The following is a 16,635-nucleotide window of genomic DNA, read 5'->3' on the forward strand; positions in this document are numbered from 1 at the left end:
GATGGCAAAGCTAATCGGAACTCCACAGAAACGAAAGGAAGATCCCAAGCTTATCACTGGCAATGGCAATTTCACGGATGATATCAAGCTGCCCGGTATGCTTCATGGGGCTTTTGTGCGCAGTCCTCATGCGCATGCGAAAATAGTAAGGATAGATGTGTCCAAAGCACTCGCACTGCCCGGTGTGGTAGCCGTTTATACCGGAGATGATCTCGTCGGGAAGGTAAAGTCTGTGCCGACCATGTGGCTGTTGCCAGGAGCAGACCTGAAGCCCAAGGATCGCAGTGCACTGGCACAGGGCAAGACCCGATACGCTGGAGAGTGTGTGGCACTCGTTGTAGCAGAAAACCGCTACATAGCGCGGGATGCCCTTGATTTGGTCGAGGTAGACTACGAGGATTTGCCGGCGGTCGTTCATCAGGAAGCGGCATTGCTCGAAGGCGCACCACTTGTACATGACGATGTTGCAAACAACCTCGCTCTCTTATGGAAAGCAGGCGAGGTTCCCGAGGAAGAATTTCAAAACGCGGAGGTCGTCGTCAAGCAGCGCTTGTACAACCAGCGTGTGATTCCCAACCCGATTGAGACACGCGGTGCAGTCGCTCAGTACAATCCCGGCAGTGGCGAATTAACAATTTGGTGTACCTCGCAAAATCCACATATTCATCGCATGGTTTACGCAGGTGTACTGGATATTCCCGAATCGAGATTGCAGATTGTGGCCCCTGACGTCGGTGGAGGATTCGGCTCCAAGATCGCTACCTATAATGAGGAAGCAGTCATTGGACACGCAGCCAGGGACCTGAAGCGACCAGTGAAATGGATCGAGGATCGAAAAGAACATTTCATGGCGACCACACATGCGAGAGACGAGGTTATCGAAGTAGAGCTGGCGGGAAAACGGGATGGTACTTTCACGGCCATTCGTGTCAAAAATACGGCAAATCTAGGTGCCTACCTGTCTACGTTTGGAGCAGGCTGTCCAACGATTGACTTTGGATTGATGGTGACAGGAGCCTATACAATTCCCAAAGCATCTGTGGTCACGTATGGGGTTTACACAAATACGACCCCGACAGATGCGTATCGAGGTGCAGGCAAGCCGGAAGCAGCGTTCCAAATCGAGAGAATCGTTGACCTGTTTGCTCAAGAAATCGGGATGGACCCGGTGGAAATCAGGCAAAAGAACTTGATTCCAGCAGAAGCATTCCCGTATGGAACGGCAATGGGCGTAAGCTACGACAGTGGAAACTATCATTATACGCTGGATCGTGCTCTTGATATTGCGGACTATGCATCGCTTCGGGCGGAACAAGAAAGACTCAGAGAGCAGGGAAAATTGCTCGGGATTGGAGTGTCAACGTATGTGGAGCTTTGTGGATTCGGTCCGTCCAAGGTAGCTGGCGCAATCGGATTCCAGGGTGGGGTTTGGGAAAACAGCACGGTTCGTGTCCATCCAACTGGAAAGGTAGCCGTGTTTACAGGCACATCTCCACATGGTCAAGGAACAGCGACCACATTTGCCCAGGTCGTTGCCGAGAAATTGGGTATCCCGATCGACGATATCGAGCTTATCTCTGGTGACACGCGTAGCGTATCAATGGGCTGGGGCACCTACGGCTCAAGAAATACGGCAGTGGGCGGAGCTGCGGTAGCAATTGCCACTGACCGTGTCATCGAAAAAGCAAAGACGATCGCTGCCCATGAATTAGAAGTGTCTTTGGAAGATTTGGAATTTTCAAACGGTACATTTTCTGTAAAAGGTGTCCCGACTCAATCGCGCTCGTTTCAGGAGATTGCGAAATCCGCCAACTTTGCATGGAATTTACCAGATGGGGTAGAGCCATCCTTGGAAGGTCAATCGTTCTTCGATCCGCCGAACTTTGTCTATCCGTTCGGTGCGCATATATGTGTGGTCGAGGTAGACGTGCAAACGGGTGAAGTTGAGCTGAAACGCTATATTGCTGTGGACGATGTTGGACGTGTCATTAACCCTCTTTTGGCAGAAGGACAGGTTCACGGTGGAGTGGCGCAAGGGATTGGGCAAGCACTGTGGGAAGGTGCGGTCTATAGCGACAATGGACAGCTTCTGTCTGGCACGTTCATGGACTATACGATGCCAAAAGCTCGTTTCTTCCCAACGATCGAGTCGCATTTTACTGAGACGCCGTCACCCGTAAACCCTCTTGGCGCAAAAGGTGTGGGAGAGACCGGTACTACTGGAGCACCACCAGCAGTTGTGAATGCAGTCATGGATGCGCTGCGACCATTCGGCATCAAGGATCTGGATATGCCGCTGACACCGGAAAAAGTATGGAGAGCCATGCAGACTAGGGGGGAAAACGCATGATACCTAACGCATTTGATTACGTCAAAGCAGGTTCAATCGAGGAAGCCATCCAGCTCATGCAGGAGAGTGACGGAGAAGGCAAATTTCTAGCAGGTGGGCATAGTCTCGTTCCGCTGATGAAATTCCGTTTAACCAATCCTGGCAAGCTGATTGACATCAGCAGCATTCAGGAGCTGAAAGGGATTCGACAGGAAGGAAATAGACTCATTGTAGGAGCATTGACCACACATAAGCAGCTGTATTCAGATGCTCTGGTAAAAGAGAACATTGCTGTTTTGGCAGATACAGCCAGGACGATTGGCGACATGCAGATTCGCAATCGCGGTACTGTTGGCGGAAATCTGGCTCATGCTGACTCTGCTGCGGATTTGCCTGGTGTCGCACTGGCGCTGGAGGCCCTCCTGGAAGTCCAAGGAGAAGAAGGTAAAGAAGTCATCGACATTGACGGATTTTTTCTCGGACCACTGGTGACAGCACTTCCTGAGACAAGCGTGCTAACGTCTATTTCCTTCCTCATCCCACCGGATCATACAAAAAGTGTTTATTTGAAATACGCTCATCCGGCCTCTGGATACGCTGTAGTCGGCGTTTGTGCCATCGCAGGAGTCGGAGAGGATGGACGGATCGATTTCGTTCGGATCGGCATAAATGGAGTTGCAGATGTCGCTTACCGGGCTACCTCCGTCGAGCAAGCACTGTTGGGAGAGCTGCCGACAGTGGAAACGATCCAGAAGGCAGCAGCCCTGGCTTCAGAAGAGGGAGAGATTGGGAATGATCTCTTTGCTTCTGAGCAATATCGACGTAACCTTGCCACCGTTTATACCGAGCGAGCGCTGTCCCGCATTCTTTTGTGATGACTGGGATCAAAGAGCATTTGATTAGTCTGACTGCCATTGAAGCTGCCTTTGCCAAGAACGGATATGTGACAGACAGCTCTACGGCAACTGCACTCAAGCTGATGATTTCCTTGCAAAAGCCACTTTTGATCGAGGGTCCAGCAGGTGTAGGAAAAACGGAGATTGCCAAAGCGCTCGCACAGGTCCTGCAAACACGCCTCATACGCTTGCAGTGCTATGAAGGATTGGATGTCCACTCGGCCTTGTATGAATGGAATTATCAAAAGCAATTGCTTCACCTCAAGCTAAGTGAAAACGACGGGCGGAGTCTTCGGCAAAAAGAAGCGGAGCTGTTTGATCAAGCATTTTTGCTGCGCAGGCCATTATTGGAGGCATTGACAGACCCAGTGTCCTCGCCCGTCCTGCTTATTGACGAGATCGATCGGGCAGACGAAGCATTTGAAGCATACCTGCTGGAGACGCTAGCGGAATTTCAGGTAACGATACCCGAGCTGGGGACGGTTGTGGCACAGCATCGCCCATACATCGTTTTGACCTCCAATCGAACGCGAGAATTGAGCGATGCCCTCCGCCGCAGGTGCTTGTACCAGTGGATTTCCTACCCGGACATCGAAAAAGAGATGCAGATTTTGCAAGCAAAGATACCCGACATAAATAAGGCTTTGGCTGAGCAAATCTCTCAGATGATGGAGCAAATACGCCGCTTGCCGCTGGTCAAAACACCGGGAATTGCAGAGAGCCTGGATTGGGCAATCGCTTTAATGACCTTACATCAAGGGGTTTTGGATAAAGAAACGATGCGAGAAACGCTAGGCTGCATTTTGAAAGACAGAGATGATTGGGAGCTCGTTCTTCACGAGATGAAGCATGGCGAATTCCTAAAAAAAACGCTGTCTGCAGGAAATGTGGAGCGATGAGTCTTGGCAGAGTAAGCTGTCCACCAACGAGCAGCCTGGCCAGGCATGTCACAATCTTTTGCCAAAAACTGCGTCAGCTGGGCTTTCTCATCGGTCCAGAGCAGACAATAGACTCGCTTCGTGCCATGGAGATCACAGGCGCGGCAAACGTAACGGATGTGAAGGAAGCACTTCGCCTCGTGCTTTGCTCAAGCCCTGATGAGCAGAAGCTTTTTGATGAGTTGTTTGAGGTACATTTTCGGAGCAATTCCTGGAGCTCACTCGACCCCATTAGCATTGAGCCGCCTTCTGAGGATAATCTCCTGGCTATGGGCAGGAAGCAGAAGCCAGTCGATTCAGCCTCTCAAGCTGAGAAAAGAAAGAGCCCAACTGTGAAGTCGCCTTTTAGTCAGGAGTTATACGGCATCGATACAGGCATTCCCAGTGAAATGGATTTACTGGAAGCAAGAGATGCAGGAAGCTCGTTTCTGACTTCCATACTGCACAGAGACGCCGCTACCCATGCACGCATTCCGGTTGATGATTTAGAAATGGCGATGGAAGCTGCAAAATTGCTCCTAAATCGAGCGAAGCGGGAAACAAGCCGCAGGCTGGAGATGGGCATGAGGGGAAGCCAGCTCGATTTTCGCAGAACGCTACGAATGAATAGGCAGGGAGGCAGTGAGATCTTTAAGCTGGCTTGGAAAAGTCCGAAGCCAAAACCGATACGATTTGTGCTCTTCTGCGACGGCAGCCGTTCGATGAGTGGTTTTGCAGAACGATTTTTGCAATTTGCCTACGCCTTGACCTGCTGCTCTGCCCATGTCGAAGTCTTCCTCTTTTCCACGCACGTGAAAAGAGTGACTGCAAAGCTGTATCGGACAAAACGGCATGAGCTTCAGGCATTGTCCGTTCAAGGGGCAGAATGGGGAGGCGGTACGCGTATCGGAGAATCACTGGCAACCTTTATACAGCTAGAGGGACGCCGCATACTCGGAAAAAACACAGTGGTCATGATTGGCAGTGATGGGCTTGAAACAGGATCAGTCGAAGTGCTGCAGCAATCGATGAAGATCATTCATTCTCGCAGTGCGAGCGTCATTTGGCTGAATCCGCTACTCGCGATGCCGGGCTATGAACCAACAGCTCGAGGGATGCAAGCGGCACTCCCCTATGTTGACACGTTTTCGCATGCCCATGACGCTCGTTCATACAAAAAAATGGCTGCTGCCTTTAGATGTCGGAGGTGATCATATGCGGGAGAATGAGGCAGTCCTGCACACGCTGAATGAAGCGATACGGGCAGGGAAAAAAGGAGCTCTGGCAACGGTCGTAAAGGTAAAAGGATCGGCATATCGTCGCGAAGGTGCAAAAATGTTTATCGATGACACGGGTCACTACGTTGGCTTAATATCCGGAGGCTGTTTGGAAGCTGATGTAGCTGAGGTCGCCAAAGGTGTCATTCGGGACAACAAAGCAATCCTGAAGCGCTACGAGCTGGATGAGGATCTGGTTTGGGGGCTTGGGCTGGGATGTCCGGGGACGGTAGACATTTTTATCGAGCCAATAGCTGGACAGGAAAAGCTGCAACCTGCATTTTCTGTCTGGTCTGAAGCGATTCAAAAAGGGGAAGCCGCAGCTTTATGTACGGTAATCGGGATGAACGAGACCGCTTGCGAGTCAGCGAGTAAACGGCTGGTTCTCACAGAGAAAGGAAATGTTACAGGGAATCTGGGGAATACAGGGATAAACCGCTACGTGGAAAAATGGGCCAAGGAGCTTTTCCATAAACAAAATCCCCGATCGTCCAGCCAATCTGTCGTTCTCGAAGACGGGACCTCACTGAGCCTGTTTCTTGATGTTGTCGTTCCGCTTCCGACTGTCTTTGTTTTCGGTGCAGGAAACGATGCCATACCGGTTGCTAGACTCAGTGCAACGCTCGGATTTCCTACAACTGTCGTAGATCCTCGACCGGGCTACAATACCGCGGAGCGCTTTCCACTCGCGACTCGCTTGCTCATTGATTCAGAAAAGTATGCGGAGCAGCTCGCTGTTGGGAAAAGGTCTTATGTCGTGATCATGAATCATCACATGGAGAGAGATCAGGAAGCACTAAAATTCGCTTTGCCATCTGAGGCACCGTATATTGGGCTCTTAGGACCGAGATCTCGACGCGAGCGAATCATGGATTCACTGGAAAAAGCGGGATCGCCCTTTACCGCGCGGCAACTGGCACGACTTTGCAATCCGATAGGGCTGGATATTGGTGCAGACAATGCAGAGGAGATCGCCGTAAGCATTTTGGCTGAAATCATTGCGAAACGGACAGGACATGAGGGTGGATTGCTCCGCGACAAAGCGCAAATCCATCAAAATACAGTCATTGCTGGCTAGCGTGAAAAGAAGGTGAGGGTCTTTTTATGCATCAGGGGTGTGCAGTCATATTGGCTGCGGGTACAGCGTCCAGAATGGGCAGTGCGAAACAGCTCCTTACACTGCACGGATGTCCGATGCTGGAGCAGGTGATCAGACTGGCGATTTCCATCGATTTTTCCCAGGTCGTCGCAGTTATTGGTCATGAAGAGAATCGTATCCAGCAGAGCATCCATGTTGCCGATCCGCGTTTTCGGTGGGTGGTTAATCCTCATTACCAATCAGGACAAAGCACCTCGTTTCGGATGGGCATCGAGCAAGCGTTGCCGAACCATCGATCTGTCACAGTATTTCTGGGGGATCAGCCCTTTATCAAACGCGAAACCGTGCATCGACTTTGGGAGCGGGGGCAAGAGAGCTTGCTCGAGCTTCAAATGCCTTTTGCCATTCAACCCATGTACCTGGAGAAGCCCGGTCACCCCGTTTTTTTGGGCAACGTGTACCAAGGCCAATTTGATTGTGTAGAGGGGGATCAGGGGGCTAGATCGGTGCTGGCTGCGATGGAGCAACGCTTCTTTTTACCTGTTGATGATCCGGGCATTCACGTGGACATCGATACGCCAGAAGATTTTGAACAAGCATTGCACATATCATGAGCCCTTGATGAGTATGCATTCTTTGGAGACACAAAGCTATGGAGGTGACGGATCATGAGTACGATGAAAACCTTATACGAATACGGCGGTGACGAATTTATTTTCGTCCAGCTTTCCGAAGAGATGAGCCTGGAATCCAATTTTACCGGCATGGCGATTACGAGAAAAGTGAAGGAGAGACAGATTGATGGAATATTGGATATTTGTCCGTCCAATGCTTCTTACATGATCCGCTTTAATCCTGATATAGTCGATCCAGCCGCTCTGATGGACGAATTAAAGGAAATTGAAAGGACGACGGACCCGTTCGACGTGACGATTTCCTCTCGGCTGGTCGATGTCCCTGTTTTGTTTGAAGATCCGTGGACACATGAGGCCTTGATGCGTTTTCGCGACAGACATCAAGATCCTGAGGCTACCGACCTGCAATATTCTGCACGTATTAATGGATATGACAATACAGAGGATTTCATAGCAGCAATCACAAGCGCACCGTTTCTCGTATCCATGATCGGATTTGTTCCAGGTCTGCCCTGGTGCTTTCAGATGGTTCAGCGTGAAAAGCAGATCGAGGTCCCTAAATACGTTCGCCCAAGAACCTTTACGCCAGAGAGGGCTTTTGGTTTCGGCGGTGCCTTTTCCGTCATCTATCCGGTACAAGGGGCTGGTGGATACCAGCTCTACGGGATTGCCCCAGCGCCGATTTATCAAAAAGAACAAACGCTGCCTGATTTTAAAGATTCGATGGTGTTTCCGCAGCAGGGCGATATTTTCCGCTACCGCAGCATTAACCGTGATGAATATGACGACATTCGTAAGCAAGTCGAGAACGGTACGTTTACGTATCAAAAGAAAGACTTCACCTTTACCCCGAAAGAGGTACTTGCCGATCTGGAGTCATTTTCGGAGAACGTCATGAGGAGGTTATACCATGATTAAAGTCATCAAAGCAGGTCTGCAAACAACTGTGCAGGACAGGGGCAGAATCGGCTTTTACGAAATCGGTATGCCTCCCTCAGGAGCGATGGATCAGTATTCATACACAGTAGCCAATCTGTTGGTGGGCAATGCACCGCATGCTGCTGCGCTGGAGATCACGTATCTCGGACCCGAGCTGGAATTCGGTTCGGATACACGGATCAGTCTGACAGGTGGCTACCTTCCCCCAAAAATCAACGGGCAAGCCGTACCGATGTGGGAAACGCTGGAGGTCAAAGCTGGGGATGTGCTGTCCTTTGATTTCGTCAAGTCAGGGGCGAGGGTTTACTTGGCTGTAGAAGGCGGCATTGACGTACCTGTCATCATGAATTCTCGCTCGACCTATACACTGATTGGTATCGGCGGCTTCCAGGGAAGACCGTTGGCAGCGGGGGATATCGTGCATACAGCAGACATGAAGGAAAAGGATGTGCCAGTCGGCAGCAAAATTGCGGATACGGATATTCCCGTTTTCAGCAAATCGCATGAAATCAGGGTGATTGTCGGTCTTTGTAGCTATCGCTTGACAGATGAGAGCAAAGCAACGTTCCTACATACCGAATGGACGGTAACACCGGAAGCCAATCGGATCGGTTATCGGCATCGCGGTGAGCGGCTGCAATTCGTCGAGCGGGAGCAGCCATTTGGGGCGGGAAGCAATCCGTCCAACGTAACCGATCTCGGGTATCCCATCGGTTCGATACAAGTACCAGATGGCGTCGAGCCAATTGTCCTGCTACATGACGCTGTTACAGGCGGGGGATATGCGACGATCGCTACCGTCATCAGCACGGATTTGAATCGGATGGGTCAAATCAAGACGAATGATAAAGTCCGTTTTGTGGCGGTTTCCTTGGAGGAAGCACTGCAAGCGAGACGTGAAACGCAGGAAAAGCTCTCGCGAATTGCCGCCTCATTATGACAAAACAGGAGGAATCAATATGAGTGAGAAAAAAGTAATTCTTTCGCCGCTTCCCGGCATTTTCTACCGCAAGCCAAGCCCTGATCAGCCGGACTACGCGCGGGAAGGTGACACAGTCAAATCAGGTGATATCGTCGGTTTGATTGAAGTCATGAAAAACTTTTACGAGGTAAAGGTCGAGGAAGATGGCGTGATTGACCGTTTTTCGGTTGAGAACGAAACCATTGTCGATGTCGATCAGGAGCTTGTCGTCCTGAAATAGGCGACCACATTGTCCGCGAAAACAGCTTGGATAAATGGAGGACTTCATGAGTCATTTCAAAAAAGTGCTGATTGCCAACAGAGGTGAAATTGCCCGCCGCCTTATTCGGACGTGCAAGCGTTTGTCGATTTCTACTGTCGCTGTTTATTCGGAGGCTGATGCAGCTAGCCTGTTTGTGAAAGAAGCTGATGAGGCAGTTCTTATCGGTCCTGCACCCGTGAAAAAAAGCTATCTCGATCTGGAAGCCATTATTCAGGCTGCCAAACAAACGGGGGCGGATGCAGTTCATCCGGGATACGGCTTTTTAGCTGAGAATAGTACCTTCGCTGAACGCTGTGCGGAGGAGGGAATTATGTTCATCGGTCCCTCCGCCTCTGTCATACGGTTGATGGGCGATAAAATAGCGGCACGCAAACAGATGAAAGCGGCAGGAATCCAAATCGTTCCCGGTGTAGATGGGGTACTCCGTTCTATTGATGAGGCCAAGCAGGTGGCAAATGAAATCGGGTATCCGGTCATGCTCAAAGCAAGTGCTGGTGGCGGTGGCATCGGAATGCAGATCGTACACAGCGACCAGGAGCTGGAAAAAGCGTTTGAGAGTACAGCGCAGCGAGCCGGATCGTATTTTGGTGATGATACCCTCTTTTTGGAAAAGTATATTTCTTCTCCACGTCATATCGAGGTACAAATTGCGGGAGATGTTCATGGAAACGTCGTGCATCTATGGGAGCGGGAGTGCTCGATCCAGCGGCGCAACCAAAAAATCATCGAGGAAGCACCATCACCATTTCTTGATCCCGTTGCACGAGAAGCATTGTGTGCCGCAGCAGTAAAAGGGGCAGAGAGTATCGGCTATACGAATGTCGGCACCATGGAATTTATTGTAGATGAACAAGGCCAGTATTACTTTTTGGAAATGAACACCCGTATTCAAGTGGAGCATCCTGTCACAGAAGAAATCAGTGGCATCGATTTGGTCGAGTGGCAGCTAAAGATTGCGGCAAATCTTCCGATTGATCGAGGGGCTATACCGTCCAATCCGTTAGGCCATGCCATCGAGTGCCGGGTATATGCAGAGGATGCTCGGACGTTTATGCCTTCACCTGGCAAGATCGACGCGTTGGTAGTGCCAGTAGAGGCTCGACTGGAATTTGCGGTGACAGAAGGAGATCAGGTGACTCCTTTTTACGATCCTATGATTGGTAAGATTATTACGCATGGAGCAAGCAGAGCGGAAGCGATTGAAAAAATGAAGCAGGCATTGCAGCAATGCATCGTTGGCGGGATAAAAAGCAATCTGCCCTTATTAGCATCCATCATGGATGATTCAGCTTTTCAGGCGGGTACCTACAATACCAAATTTGAAGAGACGCTTTTAAAAGGATGACATCAGGGGGGATAACATGAAGGTCGATTTGAATTGTGATATGGGGGAGAGCTTTGGCTTATACCAGATGGGCAATGATGAGGAAATGATCAAATATATTTCCTCAGCCAACATTGCGTGTGGCTATCATGCGGGGGATCCTCATGTGATGCACAAAACCGTTCAAATGGCAAAAGAGTACGATGTCGCGATCGGCGCTCACCCGGGCTTTCCCGATTCGATCGGCTTCGGAAGGCGATACATGTCCTGCACGCCAGATGAAATTCGAGATTATATTATGTATCAGGTAGGAGCTTTGCGAGAGTTCGCTTCCTACTATCATATGGAGCTTCAACATTGCAAACCGCATGGTGCCTTGTACATGATGGCCATGGATGATGAAAAGCTTGCCCGAGCCATATTGGAAGCGTTGGGCCGGGTATCAAATAGAATGATCGTATTCGCCTTGCAAAACTCGGCAGTTGAAGAAGTCGGTAAGCAAATGGGAATCCCGATTGCACGGGAAGTATACGCGGACAGGGAGCATACAAAGAATGGCTCGATTGTCCTGACGAGGACGGGACCCACGATTGAAAATTACGAGATGATGGCTGCACGTGTAGTAAGGATGGTAAAAGAGGGGATCGTGCTGACGCCAGACGGGGAAGAAGCAAGTGTTCATGCCGAGACTGTTTGTATTCACGGTGACACTCCAGGAGCCCCTATCCTTATCAAGCATATTTACGAGGCTCTGCGCGCCGCAGAAATAACGGTAGCACCGATTCAAGCAAGCTGATCGCATTTTTTGCGGTCAGCTTCTTCTTTTTCGTAATAATGCTCCCATACATATGAAAAGATTGGTATGCTAGAGAGGGTGGAGTTTTCTAAAAATTCATGCTTTCGGAGGGGATAGCTTGCTGGTATGGAACGATATCTTGCATCCGGTTTCAATCCATTTACCGATAGAAAGTACATTACAGGAAGCTCTCGATTTCATGCAGGAAAGTAAATTGACGAGGCTGCTGATAGGAAATGAGCAACAAGGAATTGTGGGGTACATCGATCGCAGCTCTCTGTTAAAGCAAATACAGGCGTCAGGCAATCTCCTGGAACAGGTTGAATTCCAAAAAGATATCGTGAAGGTTCCGGTCGATAGCCCGATCACTTTTTATCACAACATTTCTGTAGTACTAGGTGTTGACCAGACTGGAAATATCGTTGGCTACACCAGTGCGCGAGATGCGCGGGATCGGCTGGGACAGTACAAGCTAGAACAATTAAACCACATTTTCAACAGCTCAGGAATCGGAATCATTACGACGGACTCTCATTTTGAAGTCTCCTTCATGAATGAAACGGCTGAGCAAATTCTCGGTTTGCCCAAAAGCGTGCTTCTATACCGAAATTACAAGACACTACTCACCATCGACAAAGACCTGGATGAGGTATTGTCTGGAAAGCAATTATTGAGTGTGGAAAGCTCGATTAATTTTAAACGGACGAGCGGTAACTTCTCTCCTTTATACGAGCATGGCAAAATTATTGGAATCGTACATATTTTTTCTCATCGTGAGCGGTTGGGAGAAGCTGTGAACGAGCTGGAATTCGTGCGAAATATTACGGATGATTTGCAGGCAATCTATTCTTCGGAGAACGAACAGATCGTGGTTGTGAATCATGCAGGTAAAATTGTCAGGATCGCTGGCACGTTCCTACAGGAATTTTGGCAGGTGAAGCACCCTGAGGAGCTGATCGAAAGTGATGTGTACCAATTAGAAAAAGCAGGCATTTTTTACCCGAACATCGCTGATTTATGTATGACGCAAAAGAAAAAGCTGTCACTGATACAAGAATCAAATAGTGGCCGAATGGTATGGTCTGTGGCAACACCAGTCTTTCATGGAGACAAGCTGGAAAAAGTCGTCATCCTGTCGCGTGATATTACAGGCATTCATATGCTGCGTTCGGATTTGGAAGTGACGCCTGCATCAGATGCCTCTGAGCTGGCGACGAAGCAAGTAAATCACAAGAAGCTCGTCTATCGGTCGCAAATCATGGAGAGCTTGGTGGATGAGCTGAAGCATATCGCCAAAGTCGATTCGACGGTTTTACTCGTGGGGGAATCAGGAGTAGGAAAAGAAGTTTTTGCGCAGGCCATCCACGAGTTCAGCCTGAGAAAAAACGAGCCTTTCATCCGCGTAAACTGTGGAGCTCTCCCGGAAAGCTTGATCGAAAGCGAGCTGTTCGGTTACGAAAAAGGAGCTTTTACGGGAGCGGACCAAAAAGGCAAGCCAGGCATGTTCGAAATGGCGCACAAAGGAAGCATATTTCTTGATGAGGTCACGGAGCTGCCTTATAACATGCAAGTGAAGCTGCTTCGTGTCTTGCAGGAAAAAGAGATTATGAGAGTGGGCGGGACACGTACGATTCCCGTGGACGTCAGGATCATTGTGGCGACAAATCAAAATATGAAAGAATTGGTAAAAAATCAGAAATTTCGGGAAGATCTCTATTACCGACTGTATGTGGTTCCGATTGAAATTCCGCCGCTGCGCAAGCGTATCGCAGACATCATACCGCTCGCCATTCATTTTTTAAAGGAGTTCAACAGGATGTACGGCTTGGAAAAGAGCATCAATCGGGATGCACTACATATGCTGGAGGGATATTCGTGGCCAGGCAATGTACGCGAGCTGCAGAACGTCATTGAGCGACTCGTAGTAAAGACACGTGCAGATAGCATCGGTACACAGGATGTCATTCCGAATTTGTTCAAGGAAGAGTCGATCGTTCGGGAAAATAAAGCAGTCGTGCTCGATATCATGCCGTTGAAAGAAGCGGTGGAGGAAGTGGAAAACCAATTAATCTCCCTGGCGCTAAAAAAATACGGCACAGCTGCTAGAGTCGCCAAAATTTTAGGAGTCAGTCCCGCAACGGTAAGCAGACGCATGCAACGACGACTTCAATAGAGAGGAGCAAACCGTATGTTTACCTTGCCAGAAACCCGCTTCGACTTTGGCGGCGACGAATATATTTACGCGGAAATCTCCGGGGATATGAGTGAGGAAAGCAATTTCAAGGCGCTTGCGGTTACAAATGAACTGCGCAAACGGAATATTCCAGGCGTGCATGACATTTGTCCTTCGAATTCTTCGTACATTATTCGCTTTGATCCGGAAGTCATTTCTCCAGTTGATTTACTCGAGTACTTGAAAGAAATCGATATCACGAAAAGCAATCCCTCTGAACTGAACATGCAGGTGCGAATCGTAGAAATTCCGATCTGGTACGATGATCCGCTGACACAGGAGTACAGCCGCAGATTTTCCGAGCGCAATATTTCGCATGACGCCATCAGTGATTTTGAACTGGTCAGGAAGCTGAACGGCTTTTCGACTAAAGAGGAATTCATCGAGGCGCATTCGTCCAGTCCTTATTTGATCACCATGATGGGATTCATTCCAGGTACAGCGTGGGAGTATCCGTTAGGTCTTGAGAAAAAGCAAATCATCCAAACACCTAAATACAGTAGTCCACGAACGGATACACCCAGTCGGGCCGTTGGGCTTGGCGGTGCATTTACCGTGATCTATCCACTGAATGCTCCTGGCAGCTATCAATTAATTGGGATGTGTGCTGTGCCCATCTTTGACCAGTCGCAAAAACTATATGATCTGCGAGATACTTTCTTTTTGGCAAGACCTGGCGACATATGGAAGCATCGTCCGGTCGATGAGTCGGAATACAACGAGATCGTCCGGCAGGTAAAGGAAGGGGAGTATCGTTACCGCATCAAAAATGTCGATTTCTCCACAGAGGAGTATTTTGCAAACAAGAAAGAATACTTGACGCACTTGATGGAGGGATTTTAATGCTGTACATCCTGGACGGTGGACTGCAGACATTGGTGCAAGACATGGGACGCAAAGATTACTATCATCTGGGAGTCCCTCCTTCGGGTGCTGCTGATCGATACTCCTACGTTCTAGGAAATATTTTATTGGGAAACCCAGCCGATTACGCGGCTTTGGAAATTACACTGCTCGGTCCTAAAATCGAGGTTCGGAAAAAAACAGTCATTGCGATAACCGGTGCGCCACTGGATGTCAAGCTGAACGGGACAGCTGTGCCCATGTGGGAGACCATTTGTGTACAGGAAGGTGATATTTTATCGCTTCGTACCGCTCAAAAAGGAGTAAAATCCTACCTCTGTGTTTCTGGAGGTATACAGGTGCCTCACGTACTCGGCTCTCGTTCCACCTACACAATAAGTCAGCTCGGGGGCTTTCAAGGCAGAAAGCTTTTGGCAGGAGATGAAATCACGATCGGAGAACCGCTGCCAGGTGTTTTTCATCATGTAGGCACGCGAATACCAGAGGAGTATTTGCCCAAGTTCTCATCGGCTGTTGATATTCGCATGGTTATGGGTATCTCCAGCTACCGCTTAAGCGATGAAGGTGTCAGAGCTTTTTTGAATTCCGAGTGGCAGGTGGGACTTGAGTCCAACAATATCGCATATCGGTATTCCGGTGCATCCGCGTCATTCAAGCTGATTGATCCGCCATTTGGTGCCGGCAATAACCTGTCCAATACGGTTGACATTGTTTATCCGATCGGAGCGATTATGGTTCCGAATGAAAAAGAGCTGATTCTGCTCTTACGTGATGCAACGACGGGCGGGGGATTTGTCACACTCGGAACGACGATCAGTACCGACCTGGACCTAGTCGCACAGTCGAGGCCGCAGACGAAAACACGTTTTATTGCCGTTACGATGGAACAAGCTATCGAGGCACGGATGAGCAAGAAAAAGAAAATTTTAACACTGCAGAGCCTATTGAAGTAAGTAAAGTGCCACACTTGACCACCAGCGTTTATCGCATGATACAATACCTTACAGTCGCTGGATCGATTCGGCGGGAAAGGTAGACGAGAATGGAACTCCAATTGCAGATTTCGGATATACATGATTACTATCCGCTCTTTTTGAAATCCATGCAAGGGACGATGCGAGACCAGAAGTGGGAGCAACAGGCTGTTATCCCGTCACATATCGGCTCTGGAGAGATCACTCGTATACGCATACGACCGGGCATGGAAATCGTCATCACCGATGTTTGTTTGGTTGAGGACCTAAAGATAACGATACAGGAAAGCTGTCGCCTGCTTGAACTTAATTACAGTCTTAATGGTGATACGTATTGTGCGTGGAACGGACGGGAACGACATATTAGCCGTCAACAAGGCAATGTCGTGTTTCTGGAAGACAGCCAAATCTATGTTGAAAGAAAGGCACTTGTCCGCAATCAATTTTTAGAAATACGCATGAGTCCTGAGCATTTGTTCGGCTATACCGATGGGGTAGAGGACAGGGGCTCTATGGAAGCTTTTTTACAGCGGCATACGGACAGCATCGACGCGTTTGACGTGACCCCAGCTATTGAAAAATGCGTCCACGACATGTACTTTTGCACATATCAGGGACCGCTGAAGAAGCTTTATCTGGAAAGCAAAGCGATGGAAATCATTGCGCTGGTCAATCAGGATCACAGCTTTGTGCAGCCCTCATCGAAAGCCAAGACCAAGTGGCGAAAGCAGGACCGGGAAGTGATAGAGCAGGCTCGTGAGCTCATCCTCACGCATTTGGAAAATCCGTTTTCGATTCGTCAGCTGTCACGACAGGTTGGAATGAATGAGTTCAAGCTAAAACAGGGCTTTCGTGAATTGTACGATATGACGATCTTCGAGCAGGTGAGAAAGGCGCGTCTGGAAAAAGCACTGTTGCTGATGGAAACAGAACAGGTAAACATCGGACAGGCGGCAATAGCTGTTGGTTATAGCAATGCCAGTAACTTTACGACAGCCTTCCGAAAACAGTACGGCTGTAATCCGAGTGAATACGTGAAAAGGCACTTTGATTATTGAAAACAACCTTGCTGCGGCACGGTTGTTTTTTTGTATGATGACCGCCGCTC

General features: G+C 49.2%; 15 protein-coding genes. All 15 read left to right on the forward strand.

Going from position 1 to position 16,635, the window contains the following annotated elements:
• The first annotated feature begins 1 nt into the window (after position 1).
• The 15 genes from C3B52_RS11755 (at position 2) to C3B52_RS11825 (ending at position 16,585) form a co-directional block, all read left to right on the forward strand.
• A complete protein-coding gene (locus C3B52_RS11755; RefSeq protein ID WP_103106275.1) occupies positions 2–2,350 on the forward strand; it encodes a xanthine dehydrogenase family protein molybdopterin-binding subunit in 2,349 nt (782 codons plus the stop codon).
• Positions 2,347–3,204 (forward strand): FAD binding domain-containing protein, encoded by an 858-nt coding sequence (locus C3B52_RS11760; RefSeq protein WP_103106276.1) that lies wholly within the window; start codon positions 2,347–2,349, stop codon positions 3,202–3,204. Before C3B52_RS11755 ends, C3B52_RS11760 begins: the two co-directional genes overlap by 4 nt.
• Positions 3,204–4,124 (forward strand): AAA family ATPase, encoded by a 921-nt coding sequence (locus tag C3B52_RS11765; protein WP_103106277.1) that lies wholly within the window; start codon positions 3,204–3,206, stop codon positions 4,122–4,124. Before C3B52_RS11760 ends, C3B52_RS11765 begins: the two co-directional genes overlap by 1 nt.
• Positions 4,121–5,353: a vWA domain-containing protein gene (locus C3B52_RS11770; RefSeq protein WP_103106278.1), complete on the forward strand. Its 1,233-nt coding sequence runs from the start codon at positions 4,121–4,123 to the stop codon at positions 5,351–5,353. The genes C3B52_RS11765 and C3B52_RS11770 overlap by 4 nt, the downstream gene beginning before the upstream one ends.
• Positions 5,354–5,357: 4 nt before the next feature.
• Positions 5,358–6,497 (forward strand): XdhC family protein, encoded by a 1,140-nt coding sequence (locus C3B52_RS11775; protein ID WP_103106279.1) that lies wholly within the window; start codon positions 5,358–5,360, stop codon positions 6,495–6,497.
• Positions 6,498–6,523: 26 nt separating this feature from the next.
• Positions 6,524–7,132: a nucleotidyltransferase family protein gene (locus tag C3B52_RS11780; protein ID WP_103106280.1), complete on the forward strand. Its 609-nt coding sequence runs from the start codon at positions 6,524–6,526 to the stop codon at positions 7,130–7,132.
• A gap of 54 nt (positions 7,133–7,186) precedes the next feature.
• Positions 7,187–8,071: a 5-oxoprolinase subunit B family protein gene (locus C3B52_RS11785; protein ID WP_103106281.1), complete on the forward strand. Its 885-nt coding sequence runs from the start codon at positions 7,187–7,189 to the stop codon at positions 8,069–8,071.
• Positions 8,064–9,032 carry a biotin-dependent carboxyltransferase family protein gene (locus C3B52_RS11790; protein ID WP_103106282.1) on the forward strand — a complete coding sequence of 323 codons (969 nt, stop codon included), beginning with the start codon at positions 8,064–8,066 and terminating at the stop codon, positions 9,030–9,032. Before C3B52_RS11785 ends, C3B52_RS11790 begins: the two co-directional genes overlap by 8 nt.
• Before the next feature lie 19 nt (positions 9,033–9,051).
• On the forward strand, positions 9,052–9,294 hold the full coding sequence (locus tag C3B52_RS11795; RefSeq protein WP_103106283.1) for an acetyl-CoA carboxylase: 243 nt from the start codon (positions 9,052–9,054) through the stop codon (positions 9,292–9,294).
• Positions 9,295–9,340: 46 nt separating this feature from the next.
• Positions 9,341–10,681: an acetyl-CoA carboxylase biotin carboxylase subunit gene (locus C3B52_RS11800; RefSeq protein ID WP_103106284.1), complete on the forward strand. Its 1,341-nt coding sequence runs from the start codon at positions 9,341–9,343 to the stop codon at positions 10,679–10,681.
• Positions 10,682–10,697: 16 nt separating this feature from the next.
• On the forward strand, positions 10,698–11,456 hold the full coding sequence (locus C3B52_RS11805; protein WP_103106285.1) for a LamB/YcsF family protein: 759 nt from the start codon (positions 10,698–10,700) through the stop codon (positions 11,454–11,456).
• A 118-nt stretch (positions 11,457–11,574) separates the two neighbouring features.
• Positions 11,575–13,629, forward strand: coding sequence for a sigma 54-interacting transcriptional regulator (locus tag C3B52_RS11810; protein WP_123058855.1), 2,055 nt, complete (start codon positions 11,575–11,577; stop codon positions 13,627–13,629).
• Between the two features lie 15 nt (positions 13,630–13,644).
• Complete coding sequence (locus C3B52_RS11815) at positions 13,645–14,532, forward strand: 5-oxoprolinase subunit B family protein (RefSeq protein WP_103106286.1); 888 nt, start codon at positions 13,645–13,647, stop codon at positions 14,530–14,532.
• A complete protein-coding gene (locus C3B52_RS11820) occupies positions 14,532–15,506 on the forward strand; it encodes a biotin-dependent carboxyltransferase family protein (protein WP_103106287.1) in 975 nt (324 codons plus the stop codon). Before C3B52_RS11815 ends, C3B52_RS11820 begins: the two co-directional genes overlap by 1 nt.
• An 89-nt stretch (positions 15,507–15,595) precedes the next feature.
• A complete protein-coding gene (locus C3B52_RS11825; protein ID WP_103106288.1) occupies positions 15,596–16,585 on the forward strand; it encodes a helix-turn-helix transcriptional regulator in 990 nt (329 codons plus the stop codon).
• Positions 16,586–16,635 lie beyond the last annotated feature (50 nt).

The sequence above is a fragment of the Brevibacillus reuszeri genome, from assembly GCF_002897295.1.
Lineage (GTDB): Bacteria > Bacillota > Bacilli > Brevibacillales > Brevibacillaceae > Brevibacillus > Brevibacillus reuszeri_A.

What these genes read in the sequence shown, in the direction of transcription:
- C3B52_RS11755 (WP_103106275.1), top strand. Translation starts at nt 2, where the DNA reads ATGGCAAAGCTAATCGGAACTCCACAGAAACGAAAGGAAGATCCCAAG.
- C3B52_RS11760 (WP_103106276.1), top strand. Translation starts at nt 2,347, where the DNA reads ATGATACCTAACGCATTTGATTACGTCAAAGCAGGTTCAATCGAGGAA.
- C3B52_RS11765 (WP_103106277.1), top strand. Translation starts at nt 3,204, where the DNA reads ATGACTGGGATCAAAGAGCATTTGATTAGTCTGACTGCCATTGAAGCT.
- C3B52_RS11770 (WP_103106278.1), top strand. Translation starts at nt 4,121, where the DNA reads ATGAGTCTTGGCAGAGTAAGCTGTCCACCAACGAGCAGCCTGGCCAGG.
- C3B52_RS11775 (WP_103106279.1), top strand. Translation starts at nt 5,358, where the DNA reads ATGCGGGAGAATGAGGCAGTCCTGCACACGCTGAATGAAGCGATACGG.
- C3B52_RS11780 (WP_103106280.1), top strand. Translation starts at nt 6,524, where the DNA reads ATGCATCAGGGGTGTGCAGTCATATTGGCTGCGGGTACAGCGTCCAGA.
- C3B52_RS11785 (WP_103106281.1), top strand. Translation starts at nt 7,187, where the DNA reads ATGAGTACGATGAAAACCTTATACGAATACGGCGGTGACGAATTTATT.
- C3B52_RS11790 (WP_103106282.1), top strand. Translation starts at nt 8,064, where the DNA reads ATGATTAAAGTCATCAAAGCAGGTCTGCAAACAACTGTGCAGGACAGG.
- C3B52_RS11795 (WP_103106283.1), top strand. Translation starts at nt 9,052, where the DNA reads ATGAGTGAGAAAAAAGTAATTCTTTCGCCGCTTCCCGGCATTTTCTAC.
- C3B52_RS11800 (WP_103106284.1), top strand. Translation starts at nt 9,341, where the DNA reads ATGAGTCATTTCAAAAAAGTGCTGATTGCCAACAGAGGTGAAATTGCC.
- C3B52_RS11805 (WP_103106285.1), top strand. Translation starts at nt 10,698, where the DNA reads ATGAAGGTCGATTTGAATTGTGATATGGGGGAGAGCTTTGGCTTATAC.
- C3B52_RS11815 (WP_103106286.1), top strand. Translation starts at nt 13,645, where the DNA reads ATGTTTACCTTGCCAGAAACCCGCTTCGACTTTGGCGGCGACGAATAT.
- C3B52_RS11820 (WP_103106287.1), top strand. Translation starts at nt 14,532, where the DNA reads ATGCTGTACATCCTGGACGGTGGACTGCAGACATTGGTGCAAGACATG.
- C3B52_RS11825 (WP_103106288.1), top strand. Translation starts at nt 15,596, where the DNA reads ATGGAACTCCAATTGCAGATTTCGGATATACATGATTACTATCCGCTC.